A 20,906-nucleotide genomic window follows, 5' to 3' on the forward strand; every position below is an offset into this window, starting at 1 on the left:
AACACCAATATTAATTACTAAAACTCTTCGATTTCGATAGTCTTTTGATTCTGCTTTACTTTACTTTACTCTAAATTACATTGCATCTACATTTTCAATATTACGAATACCTATGTACGCAATAATTACTCCAATTGCTGCAAGTCCTAATTGCAGTGGAATGAAGGTTACTAATGATATTTCTGGGTTATAAGCACAAGCAATTGCCACCACAAGTAAAGATGAACCGATTGTAGCCGGAACTGAATGGTTACGCATCCCAAAATACAATGGAATTAAGCTTGTTCCTGTTGCCGCAATAGCAAAAGGAACTATGTTTATGACTTCTCCAATAAACTGGTTTGCAGTTATTGTAAATGGAACGAAAGGAAAATAAATATTAATGATCGAAAAAAGACCAGCTACAACGATATTTGACAACATCATAGTCATTAAGGTTAAAAAAGCGATCAAGGCCAGTTTACTAGCAATCAATTTCTTACGACTAAACGGATAAGTGAACATAATCAAAATTGTTCTGTTTTTATACTCTTCAATAACTAGTTTTGCAATTAATACAGAGGCAAACACAATAAACGTTGCCCTCACACTTGCACCAATTAGTACATAAACATCTTCATATGTTGAAATGGGTATATCCCCTTCTCTTTGTGCTATATAAACTACGAAACACACTACTGCAGTTATAATGATGTTTGCAATAATCGCACCTTTTACATACCAACCTAAGTTATATTTCTTCATTTCCAACTTCAGTAATTGTAGCATAGAACCATCTCTCCTTATTGCATGATAATATAAACAATACTCATTATGTTGAATATTGGTAGACCATAACTATTCTTGTATTTATCAATTATTAAACGTATAGTTAAAATAATAGTCACTGTTGTTTTGATAAGAATATTCAATAATGGCATTAGTCCGCTCCCATCTTTAAATCCCCACGACAAAAGTTCAACAGGATAGGAGGCCGCCACAAAACAAATGATTATTTCTATAAAATAGTTAGATAATCGATATTTTTTCCATCCTAGTTCCATCGATTTAAGCATGGATTTTCTCTCCGTTCGTTTATTTAAGAAATACTTCCAAAAGAGCTATGTTTTTTAAGAGTATCTGATATTAATTGATATCCTTTTAGCACTCTTAATCCGTAATAGAATTTCCCCCTTTCATGTACTTTAATTGTACGAATCGATCATCTCTTTTTTCTTACTCATTCCTTACAAAATTATTAATTGTAATAAACTAATACAATTGGTAAGCAGTTCTAACTTTGCTGATTTAATTTGTTGGAAAATCTGAAAAAGAAAATTTGATTCGTTTTAAAGCGAGAGAAACGATATAATAAAAAAATACCCGGCTCAATTTAATGAGTACCTGGTATCTTGGGTTTACCTTATGACATTGAAAAGTTTACATTTATTGAATAGCACGTCGTTCTGAATAAAGCATTTGGAGTCGAGTTATTTGTTAAGACAGAAGTATTTAAATTTCTTTACCCAATTCAAAATGATTATGTATTCTCTATTAGGCTTTTACCTGAGTATTAGTAGCAATATAAACACCTACCAGCACCATCACCATCCCAACGATTTGTATCAATGTAATTGAGCTGCCGTACGCAATAACTGCAAGTAATGTTGCGACTATAGGCGTTAAGTTTAAATACAAGCTTGCTTTACTAGCTCCTAAGCTCTCTACACCTTTGTTAAAAATAACATAGCCGATCAATGTCCCACAAACGACCATATAAAACATTTCAATCCAACTTTGAACCGACATATTAACTACTTGATCCCAACCACCTTCAAATACCGTGCTAATCGCTAGGAAAACAGCACCAGATAACATCATAATAGTATTCGATAGCATTACTGGTATACCTTTAAGAATTGATTCACCTATTAATGCATAAATAACTCCGCATAAAAGTGCCCCGACAAAAAGAATATCTCCTAAGTTAAAAGAAAGAGAAAACAAATCAGAAAGCGACCCTTTGACAATAACAATAATTACTCCAATCATCGATAAAGCTAAACCTGTTCCAGATTTGTTACTCCATTTTTCTTTACCTAATAAGACTGCCCCTAACATAGTGAATGCAGGCATCGCAGCTATAATTAACGCACCATTTGTTGCTGAAGTATACTTCAATGCCGTGAAGAAAAGAGCATTGTAACCGAAAATTCCGATAAAGCCAATAAATAATAAGCCTTTCCATTGATTTCTGATTACTTGCCACTGCCATTCTTTCTTAATTGTTATGAATGTAACGAGTATTATTCCTGTTATGCCAAAACGTAGTGTAGCTGCAACAAGTGGTGGAACTTCCGTAATGACATGCTTCGCTGTCGCGAAGGCCCCACCCCAAAACAAAGGAACGAGCAGCATTAATAAATACATATTTCTCGATTGATTTTTGTTCTTATTCCCCATGATTTAAATCCTCCTAAACATTCGAATAATGTTTGTGTGTTTAAGTTTTTAAACATACGAACATTGTTTTGTAAAAAAGAACAAATCAATAGCTTTGCTCAATAGTTTGAATTAGCTCTTTGATTTGTTTTAGAAACTCGTTAGAACTCAATGAATAATATTTTTCATTCCCATTTCGGTTAAAAGTAACTAAACCTGCTTGTCTTAAAATTTTCAAATGATGGGAAACGGCTGGTCTAGAAAGCTCTATTCTTTCTGTTAATTGATTTACATTCAGGCTATCATGTGTGAGTAATAGCATGATAATTTGTTGACGATTTTCATCACCAAGTGCTTGGAAAATGGGGGTTGATAATTTAAATTTTTCTAAAACTTGTTCTTTGTTATTGCAATTAAAATTCTCCATAATTCCCATCCCTATGTTTAAATTTTTAAACATATTTAATTTAAATTAAAAAACATAATTTGTCAAGATACTCTTTATTTACTCTATGAAACCCTTTTAGAAAACTATTTCCAAATGGTTACAGCAATACAGCTTTTTAAAGCTCCATTCATCAAAAAAAGCTAGGCTCACAAAAGATTTGTGAATACCTAGCCGTTTTTATGCGTGTTCATTTGTTAACCATGACATAACTAGGTTACCACATCATTCTCAACAAATTCTGAACAAATCATGAAATTCTCTATTTTTTGGTCTTATAATGTATATTTGTTTTACTACGACAAATGACATCGAGAGTGCCTTCTATTCATTTAGCTTTCAAGTCACAATGCATTTTTACTCATTACTTTCAACCTTCAGCCTTTTAGATGGATATTTTATAGCACTTATTTTTCTATAAAATACGTATCGTACTCTTCCTTCAACACATAACCTAACTTTTCAGCTAACTTAACTGATGGAGAATTTGCCCCATCCCAGTTCGGGTAAATTCGTTGCTCTAAACAGTCTAAAATTAGGGAGGCAGCTGCTGCCGCCCCTAAACCTTTACGTTGGTGTCTTTCGTCAGTTGCAATTTCAATTTCAATGCCAGCATCATATATACTAAAAGAAGTTGCACCGCAAACTGGAGCATCTTTATACGTAATACAATAGCCAATGCCACGCGCCAAAAAGTCATCATATGACTCAAACTGACTGAAAAAATCTTCAGAAAGTGTTGAAAATGCAGAGTGATTGATAATTGTAGCATTTATTTTTTGTAGCTTATAATCTTCTGGTAAATCATTAATTAATTGTTTTAATTTCTCTTGATTAAAATGAGTCATGTCTCTTTTAAATCGATAGCGCTTAAATTTATGTGCCTGTTCTTTGTACTCAAGCTCAATACTATTTTTCCATTCATCCGTATTTACAATAACTAATGGATAGTCAGGTAAATTGTGTAATAATTCCTTGGTACCTGGTACACCTGCATCTCCTGCATAAAAAACAAATATACCTACGATAATTTGAGCTACTTTCGGATTTTCTAAACTATCAACATAAGCAGTTCCCATATGTCTCTGTAGATACGACTGAACTAATGTATCTTCTACGCTTTCAAATATCTTAGTTACGTGTTCTACTAGCGACCCTTTTACCTCATAAATCATACATAATCTACTCCCTTATACGTTTTTAGTACATAATAAAAAACCTCGTGTTCTGCCCTTCAGCAGTCACAAGGTTTCATCCACGTTTAAGAGAGTATACGTCTAGTTTACAACGTACACAAACAGTGAGGGAAATTGGACAAACTGAATGGCAAGAACTTGTTTACACGTTTGTTTGACATTACCCATCACCCTCTTCCTTCATTTTTTTCTAATATATAGGAAAAACACAAAAAAGTCAATTGACCAAACATTTTTTAGCTCCTAAACTTAGCAGATGGAATATCAAATCTATACGTTGTAGCCATTGTACCATCTTTTGAGACTCCCACGACTAAAGTCGCAAGCCCTATACCTTATGGTATGACGGGTGGGATTCTTGAATGACTACGCGTTCGCAGTCCATTTCTGTTTTGAACAGCCTTCAAGACGAGGGGATCTCATTACCCTTCCTAAGACAGTGCATATAGCATCTTAGGCTGATTGACTGTTACCATCAATCACAGGTGCATATCGAATATTCATTGCACCGACTAAATCACGATGTTTTTCGAATCCACATTTACACTTATATATTCTATCTTGTGCCTTATTCTTTTCGGAACATTTCGGGCATGTTTGACTTGTGTACGCAGGATTCACAAATTCAACTTTAATACCTACTAGGATCGCTTTGTACGCAATGAATTGAGCAAGACGATAGAATGACCAGTTGTGCAGATTCTTTTCGTTTTTACGGCTTGTTCTTGCCGTCTGCCTGATGTTCGTTAGTTGTTCTAAGCGAATGACAGAAACATTATTTTCTTTAGCGAAATTAACAATCGCACGACTAACCTTATGGTCTTGGTTTTTCATGTATCGCTGTTCTTTATCATCAAGATTGCGAATAGCATTTAATTTCTTTAATTTGCCTAACTTCTTACGTTTGGATTTAAACTTACGTCTGACAGATTTATTTTGTCTACCCTTTCCAAAGAAACGAGCGCTTCCATCTTCTGTCACTACAACAGCAGGGACTTTCAAACCCAAATCTACCCCCATTATCTTTATTCCTGTTTTTTCACTTGTAGGAATGGTGACAGATATTTGTGCCATCCATTTATTCGCTTTTTTCGTGATACGAAGAGTACCTAATTTGTGTTTCAACAAATCAAAATTGCGGTTTTCTTTATCGACCAACAAAGCACGAATAGGTGTTTTAATTGTCTTACCATCCATCATGATGGGCATTGAAATGTGCGTGAAATCAAAAGAATAGTTTTGGTTATTCCAAATACACACTGGCTTCTTTAACACAGGAACAACCTTGAATTTATTTTTCTTCACTTTCTTAAACACACTTTTAGCGTCTTTAATCGCTTGGTTTTTAACAGCACTTGGCAGGTCGGCAGAAATATCCTTGCTTGATTTCTTTGTACTTTTCTTTTCTGCAACCATTTCAGAAACAAGGGAATTGATTGTATACACATACGATTGACTCATATTCTGCAAAATGGAAGCCTGTTCTTTTGTAGGAAGCAGTTTGACTTTTACAGTTATTGTTTGCGACATTGTTCTTCACCTCAATCTCTAATTAATCTAGCTTTTTTACTCTTCTAAAATTGCTTCTCTAATTATCAACCATGAACTGAGATGTTGGTTTTATTGAATTTTCAGTCTTTAAAAGATTGCGCAAAACCACAATTACTACATTTAACTTGCATAGTATTCCCCCTTGTTTTATGTTGTTCCACATAATGCTTGATGATTTCACTCGATACGTTTCCTGCGGTAGATACAAAATAGGAACGTGTCCATTGGCTTGGCAAATGTTGAAGATGAGGAAATTCCTCTCTCAACTTAAATTTATCAGCTTTATTTATAAATGCAACATACATACAAAAAAGTGCGGAATTTTCGGATACTTGAAGTACCACAAACCTTTCAGTTTTTTAGTAGCACTCCGTATCCGACCTCACTCTCATCCCACACCTGAAGGATCGAGCTTTCCCGTTCGAAAATCTGTAAATCTTCTATTTGCGAGTCCTGAATAATTCTTTTCTTGTATTCACTTTTTTAATGTTTGAGCTCTTGGACCATACTCGAAAGCTTCATAAGCGTTTTCCAATTTCGAACAGTTGCTGGAATTTCAAGCTTTTTTAGATTATTGCCTAGTTTGGAATTTCGAATGCTGTCAAAAAGTAAAAGATACACATCCCTTCCATTTATGACACTAAGTTCTCTTTCGTTTGCTAGAGATAAAAACTTGTCGCTATTGACCTTCGAAGGAGTTGCCGGTAACAAAGCAACATGCAAGCATTCCCCCTTACATGATTGCTCCGCTTCTGAAATCTCCTGATTTGAAAAAGGGGATTGATTTACAATCTGCTGTATTTCCTCTGCTGTCCTAATGACAACAACACTAGAGATCCCAAAATCCTCTTTAATTTTATCGTGAATTTTCGTTTGCAAAAGCTCCTCAGTTTCGTCAGATTCAAAAAGGATGTTTCCACTTTGGATATAAGTCTTTACATTATGTAATCCTAGTTGCTCAAGAGAACTTCTTAACTCTGCCATGATTATTTTATTGTGCCCGCCTACATTAATTCCTCTAAGTAATGCAATATATATAGTCATACTATCCCGCCTTTCCATTTACTATTTATTTACTAATAATAGTTACATCCTTATATTGCTTTAAAGGCTTATCCTCTAGATAATCAATAACCATTTCATTAAAAATATCTCGGCGCAATCAGTAACATATTATTTCAGATTAGTTTCTAAAACATAACCATTGCTCCAAGTACCTATAAGTAGTAATTCATCATTTTTACTAAATTCTGCGAAACAAGCATAAGAAAATGTTTCTACTAAAATAACCTGTAAATCATCAGAACGTACAATCAGAACCTTTTTACTATAAGCTAATACAATGAATAAGCCGTTATCAGACAGATGGATATGTGTGAAGTACCCGATATCATCTAATTTTTCATCCTTTAATAGATTTTTTCTCATCAATATTTTATTAAATTCTGCATTCACTATGATTAAGTTATATTTTTCCACTAAAATATATACCTGATAAACTGGATTATAAATCAATGTATCCCAAAAAAGCTCGTCTGGAAAGCTAATTAACGAAGTATAAAATGTACCATTTTTTTCAGTGACTTTTAGTACTTTAAGTTCATCATATAGTTCATTTTCAAAAGCTATTGTAAATAGATGCGCATTTTCACTTTGTATATGATGATGGTATCTCATATATCTGATAGGCTCTTCGAAATTAGTCAAGACATTAATTTCTCCATTTTCTGTATTGATAGAAGCTAATTGAATATCTGCTTTTATTCTTATTTCATCAAGAATAATAAAGGGGTTAGTAGTTAAAGCAAAATTCCCTTCAGTCAGATGTATAGCTTTATTCGATTGAAATATAGCAACTAAACTAAATTCAGTCGTTTCATAAACATACACCGTACCAGTAGTTCTTTTAATAAATAGATATTTATCATCAGCAGAGAATTTTATCTCACCAGGATTTTTAGGTTTAGGAATCTCCACCACTTTCTCCCAAGAAATAGTGTTATAAACAATCGTCTTTCCGCCCATTGTATGACATAATAGTTGATAATCATTTGAAAGACATAGCTGAAACGAAGTTTAGAATTTTTTAATGGTGTTCAATTTAAACATTATGTAGAAAACCCCTAAATAAATTATTTTATATAGAATCATCATAACACAACTATAATTCCCTCATTCCTTATTGCACTATCCTCTGTTTGTGGAATAAGAAAAGGAATTAAGAAGTAACAATTTCTACGTACAGACCATAAAAAAGAGCTTATATCTTTTATTACTTAGATATAAGCTTTTCTTATCAAGTCCGAAGGGATCAATGTATATTTAATTTTATCTGAGTGCCCTTGAATGTTCTTTTTTATCGATACGAATCATGTGTAGGTTGAAACAAGTCTTCTTCAGAATTTCTAACAACAGAAAAGTGTTCGACATTGTAATGACCATGAAGTGTATTATTATGATGCTTGATAATTTGTTCTGCACTTAAAACATCACTGTCCGTTGTTGAATGCCCATCACCAACTAACGTGACATCCAAACCGCTAATAGTTGCAGTTCTTACTGCACTATCGATACAGTACTGCGTCGAACAGCCCATCACAACAACATGTTTAATGTCATGACTTTGTAAATGAGTTAAAAGTTCAGTCCCATGGAAACAATTCGTTGCTTTTTTATCGAAAATCTTCGCTTCCTTAGGTACGCTAATGCCATTATGAATACCGAACCCTGTCCCTTTACCTTCAGCAACATCAAGATCCCTTACAAAGACGACTGGAACATTGGCTCTTCTTGCTTTGTCAATGACTAAATTTATATTTCTAATAAGCTGTTCCTTCTTAAAAACAGCCCTTTCTTTCTCATTACCATCCATTAATTCTTGCTGAGCATCAATAATAAGTAGTGCTTGATTCAAAAAATTTTCCCCTTTCAATTTGAGGAAACGCTATATAATTATTTTTTAGTTAGACGATTTCCCCTTTTTGTTTATCACGGTGCTAACATAATTTTTGTTCATAATATCTACCCCCTAAAATGAAATTGTCATTTAAGAATTAATATTATCATATTTTCCACAAAAAGTAATAATAGGCAAATCAGAACATTTCAATCTCATCACCAAAACATGTGGTGATAACCACATTTCATTAGTTTTTAACACTATTACATTGCTTAAGTATATAATCCATACATTGAATAGTGTCATCAATGCGTTGTTTTTTCGAATTACAATAGCGTTTATTAGAACCTTCTCGAATACTGATGGCTTCGTTAATAATATTGTGATATTCTTCTGGTAAATGATGTGTTGCATATTTACAAGCATCAACTTTCGAAACAATATCATGTTCTTGCAGTGTATAAAATTGCCGTAAAACCCCTGTTATTGACCACTCTACTTCTGAATCAACTAAATTTTTTGGTATTAAAAATGCTTTATATTTTTTAATTTTTTCCAATCTACTCGACCAATAACTGTTCATATTTTCTAAAACATAATCATCAAGCACTCTTTCATCTACACTGAAGTTATATGTAGCTACATCTGCCCCTAAAATGGTAATCCCTTTATTTTTTAATATCCACCAAGTAATTGGGTTAATATGATCATTACTCCAATTTGTTTTACCTTCGTTGACGTTTAAACAACCATTTACCTCACTCTGTTTCTTGCCAATATCCTCAACAAGTAAATAACATCCATCCATCCCTGTATTCTTGTATTTTCGATTTAATTCTTTGTGAAGAGCCGATATTACTTTCGCATCTTCTTCGGTTAAGGATCTATTAACAACTGCAATAAAGTCGATATCACTAGAACCGTTTATGTAAGCGTTAAGAGCAATTGAGCCATGTAAATAGAACCCTTCAAGCGTATCCGGTATTTTATTTTGAAATAGGGTAGTATATTCATTTAAAATTTTTTGAACCTGAATAGAAACTCTAGAATCCATAAAAACTCTCCTTTTAATCAAATAATACTTATATTACCAAAACACCAACTATATTTTCCATTATTGATACTAATATGATTATCATCAAAACGTATTGTTGATTTCCATTCCGACTGGGCGCTTTCTTTGGGGACGTCCGATGAGCCTCAAGGAGTCGCCCATTCCCCACTTCAATTAACTTAATTACATAGCATACGTTTTAGACAAAGGTTATCTATACTTTTGATAATGAATCAACATTGTATCGATTCATTTATTTTCTTATAAAACTTAAATAGAACACTAATCAATTCGAACTCGGCCCTGTAACGACGTATCTTTTGGAAATTCATTGGGTATTCTAGTGATTAGATAAGGAGTGGGAGAATTTGTACACAGGTTATATACAAGTAGGTGTTCAAACGATTATTAGTTTTTTTGTTCTTCTGACACTTACGAGGTTTCTAGGTAAAAAACAACTAAGTCACTTAACTTTCTTTAACTACGTAACTGGTATTACAATTGGTTCAATGGCAGCCAATATGGTAGTTTTAAAAACAATTGTATACACAAAATTTTTAGTAAGCTTAATTGTTTGGTGTGCGCTTACTACTTTAATTAGTTACATCGCTCTAAAATCCGGAAAAGCAAGAACATTACTTGATGGACAACCGACAATTGTGATTAAAAAAGGAAAAATAGATAGAAAAGCTTTAGCAAATACTAAAATAAATATTGATGACCTTACGATGATGATTAGACAATATCAAGTTTTTTCAATTACAGAAATTGACTATGCAATATTAGAACCAAATGGCATGCTTAGTATTTTGAAAAAGCCTGAATTTCTAGGCACACAAAAGATCGATTTAAAAATCTCTCCTTCATCTCCAGCTTTTATCCCCATTGAAGTGATCACAGATGGTAAGCTATTGAAACGAAATTTACTGGAAGTTGGAAAAAGTAGAGAATGGCTAGATAGCGAATTAAAAAAAGCACATATAAAAACAATCGAAGAAGTATTTTATGCAGAAATTCAACCGAACGGTAAAATATTTATCCAAAAATTTGATTAAGGAGATTTCTAAATCTAATGGCTTATCGGTACTGAAAACTTGACAAAAAAAGTTATTTATGCAATAATTTACTTTTAAATAATTTATCTGTAAAATAGGATTCTCCTGGCCAGGAGAATCCTATTTTTTTTGAAGGAGTGTATTTGCATGAACAAAGGTGAATCCAGTTTAACTTCATTAATCTCAGCTTTTAGTAGAGCCTATCATAGTCAATTTGATACCCCTAAAATTTTTGATGACTATCTAGCTCAAGAATTAATCACACAACAAGAGTTCCATGACATTCAAACAAATATGGTACAAGGCATCCAGTTTTTTAACAAAGAAATCGCAGAAAAACTAAATGGACAAACTGAAGAGCTATTAAAATGGATTGTGCAAACACAGCTCTCCCCCACACCCTTGGCGCGTGCAGCATATTGTGAAAAAGTTTTACTGAATGAAGTTTTGCTGGGTTTACAGCAATACGTCATACTCGGTGCAGGGTTAGATACATTTAGCTTAAGAAACCCGGAATTTGAAAGCATTTTGGAAATCTTTGAAATTGATCACCCTGCAACGCAAGAATTTAAAAAGAAAAGATTAGCTAAAGTTAATTTAAAGCTTCCAAGTAATGTACATTTCGTTTCGATGGATTTCACAAAAAAGTTTTCATATCAAAATCTAATGGATAGCGGCTTTGACAATAAAAAAACTTTCTTTAGTCTACTAGGTGTTTCCTATTATTTAACGAAAGATGAAATTTCAAGTTTAATTGATCACTTGTTTGCCAATGTACCAACAGGAAGTTCGATAATGTTGGACTATGCAGATGAAAAACTATTTAAAGAACAAGGAATTTCAAATCGAGTAAACAACATGGTAAAAATGGCTGCAGCAGGTGGTGAACCGATGAAATCATGTTTTACTTATGAAGAAATGGAAAAAATGTTAGAGAACTCAGGTCTGCTTATTTACGAACATCTATCGCCAGATACAATTAATGAGCTTTATTTTGACAATCGAAAAGATTATTTAACAGCCTTTGAAACGATTCACTACGTCCATGCTGTGAAAAAATAAGTTAAGTTCGGAGGAATCAAATGAAATTTTATCAATTGTCCAAAGAAAATGGCAAAAATATAACACAGTTTAAGTCAAGTTTTATTATGTCTCGTATTATCAAAACTGAAGCATCAGCTAGTCTCGGGTGTATGTATTTAGAAGAAAACGGTGTTATTGGCTATCATCAAGCGGTAGTTCCCCAGCTTCTCTTAATTATAGAAGGCGAAGGATTTGTAAGAAATGCACAGGAGCAATATTATCAAGTTCAGCCTGGAGATGCAGTTTATTGGGAAAAGGGTGAATGGCATGAAACTAAAACGGATAAAGGATTAACCGGCATCGTGATAGAATCTGAACAATTAAATCCCGCGGCTTTTATGCCTTTAAAGTGACTTACTAATATTATCAATTATGCCTCAACATAATTGCGTCCGGAATCGGCTTTGTGCTTGGGCCTGCACGATGCAGGTCAGTTAGCCGTTATCGCATGGATGCGATGGTTTTAGGCTAACATCCTTTAATCACTCCTTTCCGATTCCGTGACATCCGCCGGAGGCTTTAACTTCTTTCAGCGACCCGCTGAAGGAAGTTAAACTATTTCTCAGGCAATTAACTATGCAAGAATAACATCGTATCATATGTTAGTAATGTAAGATTGGTTTAGTCTTACACCTCCGAAGCTTTGTTACTAAGGGTCACTTAGAATAATTAAGTGGCCCTCTATAAGTTTTCTGTTCAGGAAATAGTGTTTTTATATAGTTTATTGACAAACTCTTAGAGTATTTCTATCTCGATCATACAAGATAAAATTTCGTCTCTCCTTCTCTATCATTCCCCAACTCCAAATAATTGTCTGGGAAATTTAGTGAAATCGGAATAAATATCACTTCTACTCCTTTCAATATGGTTTACTCTCCATCCTTGTAACTCTCCATGAACGCTGGGTTTGTAAAGTAACGTTGGAAATGACTAGACTCAAATTCGAGTTCTAGTCACTTGATTTATTATATTTCAATTATTATTCACTATACTTGAATGTTTTTAAGGAAATGATAAGTGTCACGGCTAAGCATCCCGATAAAAGAAGTAAAGATTCTCCCCATGTACTAAAATTATTTAGAAACGCGGCTTTAATTCCATTTACAAACCATTCAAATGGATTTACCAGACTAATATATTGTATAAGGTTTGGCGCTTTTTCCATTGTATAAAATGCATTACTACAAAGTAGCATTGGTATCATCAGTACGTTTGCAGTCATACTTAAATGCCCCTCGTTTTTCACGAGACTTGAAATAAAAAAGCTTAAAAAAACAAAACTTAATGAAGCTATTAGGATAATCGGTGTCATATATAAGAGGATTTTAAAAGTAAAATTCAGTTGATTGATAACGATAGCGAATAAAAGCACGATGTAAGATAAGATAATCGCTACTATAGCCCATGCACTAGAAATACTGACGATATATTTCCATAATGGCATTGGTGTAGCGTGAAGTAAATTATAAACCCCTCTTTTTCTTTGCGATAATGCTATAAAAGCAGTGGTCATAAATGAATAGAAAAATACACTAATGGCAATGATTCCTTCTACATAATTTCCTGCATAACTCGGTAAAAATATCCTTAACGCAATAATCGCAGCAAATGGCATTAATATTGACCAAAAGAGTAAATACATATCCTTTATGCTAGACTTCAAATTTAATACGAAAATAGCCTTCATCTTCTCGCACCTCACTTCGTTAATTCAAAAAATAATTCTTCTAAATTTTGCGTTTGGTAATGCTCCATTAAACTATCAGGTGAGCCATTTGCCATTATTTTTCCGTGATGCATAACCAAAACTCTGTCAGCTACATTCATTACTTCCAACATATCGTGGGAAGAAAATAACACGGCAACCCCGCTATTTTTCAATCGTTTAATGATCTGTTGAATTTCTCTTTGGCCTCTAGGATCCAATCCAGCAGAAGGTTCATCCAAAATTACTAGTTTAGGGTTATGCAAAGTTGTCACGATAATAGCTAGCCGTTTTTGCTGTCCTAATGACAGTTTGATAGCTGGCGTTTTTTTGACCTGCAATAAATCAAAAGCAGCGAGTTTTTCATCAATATCATTTTTTGTTAGTGAAATTCCATAGAATGCCCCAAATAATTTCACATTATCCTCTACAGAATAACCTTCAAAAAAAGGGGTTGATTGAAGCTGCGCACCTATTTCCTTTTTGTAGTCGGATGTCCAGTATTCAATCGTTCCACTGTCCTGCGGAATAATGCCAAGAAGCATACCGATCGTTGTAGTTTTCCCAGCACCATTTGTGCCCACTAAAGCTATTACCTCCCCTTCTTTAATGGCAATATTTATATGATCAACGACACATCTAGCTTTATAACTTTTCGTTAATTGACTAGCGCTAATGAGTTCTTTCACATTATCTCCCCTTACTTAACATTGTATATTCAACATTGAATATATGGCTAATTTTTAACTCCCTCATTCGAGAGAGTCACTTTTTTTCATAATTTCAATAGCTTGATGTACAAATTTTGATTGTACTTGAACAATTTCAAGCATATTATCAAATGCTAGTTGTGTTAATGCTGGTAGTTCTCCTTGCATAGCAATTAATTTCGCCTCATAGCCAGCATTGATCGCCTTTTCTTCTTGTTCCAAAATTATTTTCTGCTTTTCTAATGCATTCACCGCTTTAGCTTTTGGCAGTTTAAATGCAAAGGAGACACCAGAATATAAAGTTGTAGGATAAACTACAGAGGATTTTTCAAGAGCCTCGATAATTAATTCTTGCTCATGTGCCCTGCCCTTTTCAGTAATTTGGTAAATTGCTTTTTGTCTGTGACCTGTGGATTCAATACTAGCCACCTCTATATAGCCATCTTTTTCAAGTTTCTTCAAAGCATTATAGATCGAGCCGATTAGCACACCACCCCAGCGTTCAGCGTCGCTTAATTCAAGCATTACTTTAATATCATAGCCAGTCATTGGTTTTAGCCCCAACATAGCAAGAACTAATAGTCTTGTCATAATAATCACCTTTTTATATTCAACGTTGAATAAATTGAATATAACGGTTCTGCATTTTTTTGTCAATAATTTTTTATTTATTATTGAAATGTTGCAAAAAACAAAATATATTACAATAACGTTTTTTATGATAAAATATATGATATTGCGCCATCAAGGGGCATGAACCAATTCAGGCTGTAGCAAATTTATTTGCTACAGCTTTTCTTTTTAAATAAATTTAGATATATATCCCGCATTAGAAAAATAAAAAATGGGACTGCACTCTTGCATCTATAATTTTCTAATTATCCTTGCAATTTAATCAAATAATTTACTAAGATTATTATTAACTGGCCAGGCGTTTTGTAAAAATTCATTAAACGTTAGTATATTCGGTTCATTTGAGCGAACTTTTAAATTAATGGCTGATGTAATGATAGATTCTGAAACATGTTGGAGGATGCTGATCGAACCATCCTGTATTTCATTCTCAATAGCATTTTGACCTAAAATCGCATAGCCTGTTCCGTTCAACACGGCACGCTTTATCATCTCATCACTTCCACCAACCATAATAGTGGACTGAGGTTGAAATTCGGCTTTTTTGAAGTATTGTTCAATGATATTACTGAAACTACAATGATAGTCATAGGAGATAAAGGTATCTTCACATAGAATTTCTTGAAAACTTCTTTCTTTACTAATTCTAGAAGAAGCAACTAAATAAGCCTTTTCCTCTTCTAAAAAAGTTTTACTAATATCAATATCATTACATTCATTCGCAATAATAGCAATATCCGCTACGTGGTCTCTTACACTTTTAATAGCATGTATACTATTTAATGGTAGAAGACTTATTTTCACAGTCGGGTAGATTTCCAAATAAGCTTTTACAATCGGTGAAAGATGTTGAGTACAATAATATTCTGAGGCAGCAATGGTCAGAATGCCAGACGGTCCATGTAGCTCTTCCATGTCTTTTTCTATCTTATCTATAAAGATAAATAAGTTATCGACATGGTCTTTTAGCTTTTTTCCAGCAGCTGTTAGAAGAGTCTTTTTACCAACTCTTGTTAATAGAGTGTGCTTCAGTTCTTTTTCTAAAGATTGTATTTGTAGTGTAATAGTTGGCTGTGTATACCCTAATCTTTTGGCAGCCTTTGTAATATTTAATTCTTCTGCGACCACTTGAAAGGTTTTCAAATTCCTTAGTTCCATTTAATCACCGTCTACTTTCCCCTAATTCCTACATATTAAATCTGTATTTCTATTATAAAGTAATAATTACCCTTCTTCCATTTAAGAAATTATGAGTGTTATGCAAGGTCGATGTAGATGTTTTTTTATCTCTATCCTTCTTTATCAACTATTAAAATTTTTTATGGTAGGCATTTGACGTTTTTTCTGAATTGAGAGAAAATTCCTTCAACACCAATGAAATGGGGATGAGATTATGATTGATTGGAAAAACATTAACGAAGAAGGCCTATTAGCACCCACAATGGCGAAGGATTTTCCGAATCTGCAGGTAGTAAAATCTGAGGGATTATTTTATATAGGAGTAGATGGTAGAAAGTATCTAGACTTTACTTCTGGTATTGCTACAGAAAATACAGGGCATAGACATCCAAAGGTAATTACAGCTATTAAAGATCAAGTAGATCGTTTAGTTCATGGTCCTATCGGTATTATTAATTATGATTCAATTATTCTATTAGCTAAGAAATTGAGAGAGATTTTACCAGAGCCATTAGATTGTTTTTTCTTTGGAAATAGCGGAGCAGAAGCAATCGAAGGTGCAGTAAAATTAGCAAGACATGTAACCAAGAGACCTTACGTTGTTTCTTTCCTTGGAGGATTCCATGGCAGAACGATGGGAGCGTTGAGTCTTACTACATCAAAAAGTAAATACAGAAGGAATTTACCGGTTGGAGCAAACATGACATATCAATTACCTTATGCTCAATTAACGGAAACACCAGAAGGTTTAAACCATAATGAATATTGGTCAAATCATGTTGAAAAAGATTTTGAACGTTTATTTAATCATCAAGTGTCTCCAGATGAAGTGGCAGCTGTTATTTTAGAGCCTGTTCTAGGAGAAGGCGGTTATGTGATCCCGCCAAAGGCATGGTTACAAAAAATAAGAGAAATCTGTGACCGATACGGAATTTTATTAATCTTCGATGAAGTTCAAACTGGTTTTGGTCGAACAGGTGACTGGTTTGCGGCCAATCGATTTGGTGTGACACCAGATATTATGGCGATTGCAAAAGGAATTGCCAGTGGCTTGCCCCTTAGCGCAACTGTAGCTTCACAGGAGTTAATGGAACAATGGACAATTGGTAGTCATAGTACTACATTTGGCGGAAATCCTGTCGCATGTGCAGCTGCATGCGCTACAATAGACGTTTTAGAAGAAGAAGGTTTAGTGGAAAATGCTAGAATATTAGGTGACTATGCATTAAATAAATTAATACACTTAAAAGAAAAACATCACACGATTGGCAATGTTCGTGGAATTGGTTTAATGCTAGGAATTGAAATTATTCATCCTGTTACCCTAGAACCAAATGGTCAGGGCTTAATGAAAATCCTCGAGAAGTGTCTGGACAAAGGGGTTATTTACTATTTGAGCGGTAATAAGGGAGAGGTAATTCGAATGATGCCTCCATTAAATATAGATAAGGAACATTTAGACTTAGGAATTTCCTTGCTTGACGAAGCGATTACCGAATACGAATTAGAGTTAAGTTTCGGGGGTGAATAAATGAATACACTAGATACTTTTGTTCTTCTTCTATATTTTGGTGTCCTAATGATTATCGGAATAATAGGAGTTAAAAAAGCGAAATCTGAAAAAGATTTTGTCCTCGCAGGAAGTCGTTTAGGGTACTACAGCCATGTCGGCTGTTTAGCAGCTGTTATTATTGGTGGTGCAGCTACTATGGGTTCCACGTCATTAGGTTATAATTACGGGGTTTCTGGTCTTTGGTTTGTTTCGATGATGGGCTTTGGTATAGCTGCCTTGGGTCTTTTCGTCGTTAATAAAATTGGCGGTTATGAGGTTTTTACTATTAGTCAGTTACTCGGAAAGCGCTTTGGAGAAGGAACTCAGCTTATCAGTGCTATTGTTACAGCCATCTATACCCTTATGGTCGTAGTAACACAAGTAATTGGTATGGGAAATGTTATTCACGTGTTATTGGGCTGGTCCCTTATTCCTTCTATGATTATTGGCGGAGGGATCGTGCTCTTTTATACAATCTTAGGTGGAATGTGGAGTATTACCTTAACCGATATTATTCAATTTATAGTAATGACTATTGGTGTATTTTTTATTATGTTCCCGTTTAGCGTAAACAGTGTCGGAGGTTTAACAGCTCTATTTAGTAGTGTGCCAGAAGCACATCTTAGCCTTACAAATATCGGCTGGGATCGTATCTTCCAATACTTTTTATTGTACTTCTTTGGTTTAATGGTTTCTCAAGACATCTGGCAGCGTGTATTTACAGCGAGAAGCCAAAAGGTAGCGAAAAGTAGTGCCATATCGGCCGGTCTATACAGTGTTTTATATGGTTTAGTACTAAGCATTGTAGGTATGTGTGCACATGTGCTACTTCCAAATTTAGGAGACTCTCAATCAGCGTTTACTAGCCTTGCATTAGAAATTCTCCCACCAGGCTTGTTGGGGCTTGTTCTTGCTAGTGTTTGTTCTGCACTTATGTCAAATGCTTCGGGTGCTATTTTTGCCTCTGCGACCCTAATCACTAACGATATTATTAAGGTATACGTAAAAAAAGATATGACTGATAAAGATATCATCAATACATCACGAATTGTCATACTTGGCTTAGGTGTGTTAGCAATCATTTTCTCAGTATGGATTCAAAACATACTAGTGGCATTAGATATGGCCTACGCAATTTTATCAGGTGCTATCTTCGTACCACTCATCATTGGTCTCTATTGGAAGCGTGTAACAAGTAAAGCTGCTTTCTATTCTATTATTGCTAGTTCACTAGTTATCTTTATTTCATTTATCATTTTTGGAATTACTTCTACACTACCGATTATTTATGGTTTAATTACTGGACTCGTTGTTATTGTTGGTTTCACACTTATTATTCCCGAAAATAACATTGATGTGAACAAGGAAAATACGTCAATTTATAAGTAAATATTAAAAAGTTTCAAGTTTATAAGACAATCTAAATTAAGCTGCACTCCAATAGTTAGGCACAACTAACAATTGGAGATGCAGTTTTTTATAATTCGGAATCATTAATTCAGGAATTTGCTGTGATTAGGTAAAGCAATCTGCTCAAATTCAGTCGCTAACTTATGCAAATTTCTAGTAAGCTCTTCCCCCTTCATCGGTAATCCATGTCCTGTAATAGCAACTAAAGGTTTTAATGCCTCTAATTTTTTTACAGAATCCCAAGCAGCCTGCCAATCCGTTGTGAAATATCGTGGCGGTCCGCTAATTTCCTTTTTTTGTAGCACGACTTTGTAAAGAGACTCTTGTTTAACCGTAACAAATGCATCTCCAACAATTAACGCTCTATCTTCTTCGCGAAATAAAGATATATGACCTGGCGTATGGCCCGGAGTATGAATCCAACGAAAACCATCCATATATGGAATACTCCCATCGGACGGGAGCTCCTCAATGTTGTTTCCTAAGTTAATAGCTTCATTCGGGAAAATGGATGATACTTTTGCTATTAAGCCACCATTTACAGTAGTATCAGGTTCAGGATAATTTTTTATATCAGTTAAATAAGGTAATTCTAAAGGATGGGCATAAACCGGCATACCCCAATGTTCAATTAGATCAATTATCGCCCCAACATGATCAAAGTGCCCGTGCGTTAAAATTAATGCTTTAGGTCGACAATTTGATCCAAATCTCTCCTCGACTATTGAAATAATTTCCTTTGCACTTTTTGGCATGCCTGCATCAACTAATACGAACTCTTTCTTATGAGGTTCACCGTAAAGTACGATATTAACAATTTGAATCGTATGTTGGTATAAATCTGGCAATACTTCTACACCATCTCCACTCCAAATTGATGTTGCTGGAATATATTTAAAGTCGCTACCATAATTCATATCTTTATGCATGGAAAACCCTTCTTCCTTCATTGAAATATAGACAATCATATTTTTCCTTTATACAGTAAAAATAAAGCAAGAAAAAAATGGATTGTGTCTAGTAGTTATATTGATTGATCCAGTTTATGAGGTTTCAAAATAAATATATATATCAGCATGAACCAACATTTTATCCCTTTTCAAATAAGGAATTAAGAAACTTCCAGTCCCCTTTCTTTAGTTCCTTTTAATCGTTCTTCCAGAAGCCTCTACGCCCATCAACTATTGACATACTAACTATCAGAGACAAGTAATAAAATAGTCTGATTGCATAACATTACCTGTAAATGTATAATTTTACTATCATTTGTTAAAAGTTAGTGTTGCATGATTTAAACTGCGACAAATAAAAAGCATGGAAAGGAATGTACCAGTTTGAAGATCCTTATGTATATTGTAGGAATTATCGTAGTGATTGTGTTTTTACTTATTGTAGGTTTAATTACAGCGAGCAAGCGAATTAAGAAAAATGAAAAAAAATTACGATTAGAAATGGAGATGGCTAACCCTTTACCGAAGGAGAAACAGCATTTACTAGCCTACGGTGCCAATCTCGCTCTTTACCGCACTGATTCGCCACGGATACTGCCGATAGATGTAGATAATGAAACTTTGAGGGAGGTCCTTTCTTCATATTGGGACGTTAATAATCCGGAAGAGGCTGTAGAAACCCTGGAATGGCTGCTTACTGAAGGCCATCGTACGAAGTTTGGTCAGCTTTTTATGGCATTGAAAGCTGGCCAGTCTTTTACAGAAGAGGAAGTGGGAAAATCGCAGGAATGCTTTGAATCAGCCCAAGAAGCGATGATGAAGAAACTTTCCTTTACGAAATCCGATTTTGAACGGGTGGACACTATTGCTGCCTGGGATTTTGACCGAGCTGTAAATGTTGCAAGATGGAGCTACATAGTTGGTTATATTACCGAGGAACAGACATGGAGCTATATAACGCGAGCAGCTGATGCCGGAAGCCATGCATTCCAATCCTGGAAGGACTATTTTATTTCATTTGCATTTGGCCGAGCCATTGCTTACGAGGGTGACATTTACGACA

The 20,906-nt window shown here is 34.4% G+C and carries 21 protein-coding genes; 6 read left to right on the top strand and 15 right to left on the bottom strand.

Translation table 11 applies throughout. The features are described 5' to 3' along the window. Nucleotides 1-75: 75 nt before the first annotated feature. The 10 genes from ACQKOG_RS24780 to ACQKOG_RS24825 all read right to left on the bottom strand — a co-directional run bounded on the left by ACQKOG_RS24780 (nucleotide 76) and on the right by ACQKOG_RS24825 (nucleotide 9,566). Nucleotides 76-768: an ABC transporter permease gene (locus ACQKOG_RS24780; RefSeq protein ID WP_427448434.1), complete on the bottom strand. Its 693-nt coding sequence runs from the start codon at nucleotides 766-768 to the stop codon at nucleotides 76-78. Between the two features lie 765 nt (nucleotides 769-1,533). Beyond that, nucleotides 1,534-2,442, bottom strand: a complete 909-nt coding sequence (locus ACQKOG_RS24785) for a DMT family transporter (RefSeq protein WP_415732062.1) — start codon at nucleotides 2,440-2,442, stop codon at nucleotides 1,534-1,536. An 85-nt stretch (nucleotides 2,443-2,527) separates the two neighbouring features. Next, on the bottom strand, nucleotides 2,528-2,848 hold the full coding sequence (locus ACQKOG_RS24790) for an ArsR/SmtB family transcription factor (RefSeq protein ID WP_370080274.1): 321 nt from the start codon (nucleotides 2,846-2,848) through the stop codon (nucleotides 2,528-2,530). Between the two features lie 425 nt (nucleotides 2,849-3,273). Next, the gene (locus tag ACQKOG_RS24795) at nucleotides 3,274-4,041 is read right to left on the bottom strand and encodes a GNAT family N-acetyltransferase (protein WP_427448435.1); all 768 of its coding nucleotides are present in this window, start codon (nucleotides 4,039-4,041) and stop codon (nucleotides 3,274-3,276) included. A 474-nt stretch (nucleotides 4,042-4,515) separates the two neighbouring features. Next, nucleotides 4,516-5,592 carry an RNA-guided endonuclease TnpB family protein gene (locus ACQKOG_RS24800; RefSeq protein ID WP_427448436.1) on the bottom strand — a complete coding sequence of 359 codons (1,077 nt, stop codon included), beginning with the start codon at nucleotides 5,590-5,592 and terminating at the stop codon, nucleotides 4,516-4,518. A gap of 101 nt (nucleotides 5,593-5,693) precedes the next feature. Then, nucleotides 5,694-5,918: a transposase gene (locus ACQKOG_RS24805; RefSeq protein ID WP_427448445.1), complete on the bottom strand. Its 225-nt coding sequence runs from the start codon at nucleotides 5,916-5,918 to the stop codon at nucleotides 5,694-5,696. Nucleotides 5,919-6,096: 178 nt separating this feature from the next. Further along, nucleotides 6,097-6,657, bottom strand: a complete 561-nt coding sequence (locus ACQKOG_RS24810) for a DUF1697 domain-containing protein (RefSeq protein WP_427448437.1) — start codon at nucleotides 6,655-6,657, stop codon at nucleotides 6,097-6,099. Between the two features lie 129 nt (nucleotides 6,658-6,786). Continuing rightward, nucleotides 6,787-7,590, bottom strand: a complete 804-nt coding sequence (locus ACQKOG_RS24815; RefSeq protein WP_427448438.1) for a hypothetical protein — start codon at nucleotides 7,588-7,590, stop codon at nucleotides 6,787-6,789. Nucleotides 7,591-7,969: 379 nt separating this feature from the next. After that, nucleotides 7,970-8,527, bottom strand: a complete 558-nt coding sequence (locus ACQKOG_RS24820) for a cysteine hydrolase family protein (protein ID WP_402870620.1) — start codon at nucleotides 8,525-8,527, stop codon at nucleotides 7,970-7,972. A gap of 232 nt (nucleotides 8,528-8,759) precedes the next feature. Further along, nucleotides 8,760-9,566 (bottom strand): aminoglycoside adenylyltransferase domain-containing protein, encoded by an 807-nt coding sequence (locus ACQKOG_RS24825; RefSeq protein WP_402870617.1) that lies wholly within the window; start codon nucleotides 9,564-9,566, stop codon nucleotides 8,760-8,762. 368 nt (nucleotides 9,567-9,934) lie between these two features. Between ACQKOG_RS24825 and ACQKOG_RS24830 the strand changes: the two genes are divergently transcribed. From ACQKOG_RS24830 to ACQKOG_RS24840, 3 genes are all read left to right on the top strand, one after another. After that, the gene (locus ACQKOG_RS24830; protein WP_402870614.1) at nucleotides 9,935-10,621 is read left to right on the top strand and encodes a DUF421 domain-containing protein; all 687 of its coding nucleotides are present in this window, start codon (nucleotides 9,935-9,937) and stop codon (nucleotides 10,619-10,621) included. Between the two features lie 147 nt (nucleotides 10,622-10,768). Further along, nucleotides 10,769-11,683 (top strand): class I SAM-dependent methyltransferase, encoded by a 915-nt coding sequence (locus tag ACQKOG_RS24835; RefSeq protein ID WP_427448439.1) that lies wholly within the window; start codon nucleotides 10,769-10,771, stop codon nucleotides 11,681-11,683. Nucleotides 11,684-11,703: 20 nt separating this feature from the next. Next, a complete protein-coding gene (locus ACQKOG_RS24840; RefSeq protein ID WP_402870608.1) occupies nucleotides 11,704-12,057 on the top strand; it encodes a cupin domain-containing protein in 354 nt (117 codons plus the stop codon). Between the two features lie 626 nt (nucleotides 12,058-12,683). Here ACQKOG_RS24840 and ACQKOG_RS24845 read toward each other — a convergent pair. The 4 genes from ACQKOG_RS24845 to ACQKOG_RS24860 all read right to left on the bottom strand — a co-directional run bounded on the left by ACQKOG_RS24845 (nucleotide 12,684) and on the right by ACQKOG_RS24860 (nucleotide 15,910). Further along, entirely contained in the window at nucleotides 12,684-13,391 is a 708-nt protein-coding gene (locus ACQKOG_RS24845; protein ID WP_427448440.1) for an ABC transporter permease, read from the bottom strand. A gap of 11 nt (nucleotides 13,392-13,402) precedes the next feature. After that, the gene (locus ACQKOG_RS24850) at nucleotides 13,403-14,098 is read right to left on the bottom strand and encodes an ABC transporter ATP-binding protein (RefSeq protein ID WP_402870603.1); all 696 of its coding nucleotides are present in this window, start codon (nucleotides 14,096-14,098) and stop codon (nucleotides 13,403-13,405) included. Between the two features lie 63 nt (nucleotides 14,099-14,161). Next, complete coding sequence (locus tag ACQKOG_RS24855) at nucleotides 14,162-14,710, bottom strand: PadR family transcriptional regulator (protein WP_370080300.1); 549 nt, start codon at nucleotides 14,708-14,710, stop codon at nucleotides 14,162-14,164. Nucleotides 14,711-15,010: 300 nt separating this feature from the next. Then, nucleotides 15,011-15,910, bottom strand: coding sequence for a LysR family transcriptional regulator (locus ACQKOG_RS24860; protein WP_427448441.1), 900 nt, complete (start codon nucleotides 15,908-15,910; stop codon nucleotides 15,011-15,013). Between the two features lie 235 nt (nucleotides 15,911-16,145). Here ACQKOG_RS24860 and ACQKOG_RS24865 point away from each other — a divergent pair, with 235 nt between their 5' ends. Further along, nucleotides 16,146-17,462, top strand: a complete 1,317-nt coding sequence (locus ACQKOG_RS24865) for an aspartate aminotransferase family protein (RefSeq protein WP_402870599.1) — start codon at nucleotides 16,146-16,148, stop codon at nucleotides 17,460-17,462. Beyond that, a complete protein-coding gene (locus tag ACQKOG_RS24870) occupies nucleotides 17,463-18,872 on the top strand; it encodes a sodium:solute symporter (protein WP_402870596.1) in 1,410 nt (469 codons plus the stop codon). It abuts the gene before it with no gap. A gap of 104 nt (nucleotides 18,873-18,976) precedes the next feature. On the opposite strand, the gene ACQKOG_RS24875 is transcribed toward ACQKOG_RS24870, so the two are convergent. Beyond that, on the bottom strand, nucleotides 18,977-19,822 hold the full coding sequence (locus tag ACQKOG_RS24875; RefSeq protein WP_402870594.1) for an MBL fold metallo-hydrolase: 846 nt from the start codon (nucleotides 19,820-19,822) through the stop codon (nucleotides 18,977-18,979). Nucleotides 19,823-20,239: 417 nt separating this feature from the next. Here ACQKOG_RS24875 and ACQKOG_RS24880 point away from each other — a divergent pair. Further along, the coding region (locus tag ACQKOG_RS24880) for a DUF1266 domain-containing protein (RefSeq protein WP_427448442.1) at nucleotides 20,240-20,906 on the top strand (667 nt) is incomplete at its 3' end.

It is taken from the genome of Lysinibacillus sp. NPDC093216 (genome assembly GCF_050280325.1).
In the GTDB taxonomy this organism is placed as follows: domain Bacteria; phylum Bacillota; class Bacilli; order Bacillales_A; family Planococcaceae; genus Lysinibacillus.

What these genes read in the sequence shown, in the direction of transcription:
- ACQKOG_RS24790 (WP_370080274.1), bottom strand. Translation starts at nt 2,848, where the DNA reads ATGGAGAATTTTAATTGCAATAACAAAGAACAAGTTTTAGAAAAATTT.
- ACQKOG_RS24785 (WP_415732062.1), bottom strand. Translation starts at nt 2,442, where the DNA reads ATGGGGAATAAGAACAAAAATCAATCGAGAAATATGTATTTATTAATG.
- ACQKOG_RS24875 (WP_402870594.1), bottom strand. Translation starts at nt 19,822, where the DNA reads ATGCATAAAGATATGAATTATGGTAGCGACTTTAAATATATTCCAGCA.
- ACQKOG_RS24795 (WP_427448435.1), bottom strand. Translation starts at nt 4,041, where the DNA reads ATGATTTATGAGGTAAAAGGGTCGCTAGTAGAACACGTAACTAAGATA.
- ACQKOG_RS24835 (WP_427448439.1), top strand. Translation starts at nt 10,769, where the DNA reads ATGAACAAAGGTGAATCCAGTTTAACTTCATTAATCTCAGCTTTTAGT.
- ACQKOG_RS24780 (WP_427448434.1), bottom strand. Translation starts at nt 768, where the DNA reads ATGCTACAATTACTGAAGTTGGAAATGAAGAAATATAACTTAGGTTGG.
- ACQKOG_RS24860 (WP_427448441.1), bottom strand. Translation starts at nt 15,910, where the DNA reads ATGGAACTAAGGAATTTGAAAACCTTTCAAGTGGTCGCAGAAGAATTA.
- ACQKOG_RS24855 (WP_370080300.1), bottom strand. Translation starts at nt 14,710, where the DNA reads ATGACAAGACTATTAGTTCTTGCTATGTTGGGGCTAAAACCAATGACT.
- ACQKOG_RS24865 (WP_402870599.1), top strand. Translation starts at nt 16,146, where the DNA reads ATGATTGATTGGAAAAACATTAACGAAGAAGGCCTATTAGCACCCACA.
- ACQKOG_RS24805 (WP_427448445.1), bottom strand. Translation starts at nt 5,918, where the DNA reads ATGTATGTTGCATTTATAAATAAAGCTGATAAATTTAAGTTGAGAGAG.
- ACQKOG_RS24840 (WP_402870608.1), top strand. Translation starts at nt 11,704, where the DNA reads ATGAAATTTTATCAATTGTCCAAAGAAAATGGCAAAAATATAACACAG.
- ACQKOG_RS24800 (WP_427448436.1), bottom strand. Translation starts at nt 5,592, where the DNA reads ATGTCGCAAACAATAACTGTAAAAGTCAAACTGCTTCCTACAAAAGAA.
- ACQKOG_RS24810 (WP_427448437.1), bottom strand. Translation starts at nt 6,657, where the DNA reads ATGACTATATATATTGCATTACTTAGAGGAATTAATGTAGGCGGGCAC.
- ACQKOG_RS24870 (WP_402870596.1), top strand. Translation starts at nt 17,463, where the DNA reads ATGAATACACTAGATACTTTTGTTCTTCTTCTATATTTTGGTGTCCTA.
- ACQKOG_RS24845 (WP_427448440.1), bottom strand. Translation starts at nt 13,391, where the DNA reads ATGAAGGCTATTTTCGTATTAAATTTGAAGTCTAGCATAAAGGATATG.
- ACQKOG_RS24825 (WP_402870617.1), bottom strand. Translation starts at nt 9,566, where the DNA reads ATGGATTCTAGAGTTTCTATTCAGGTTCAAAAAATTTTAAATGAATAT.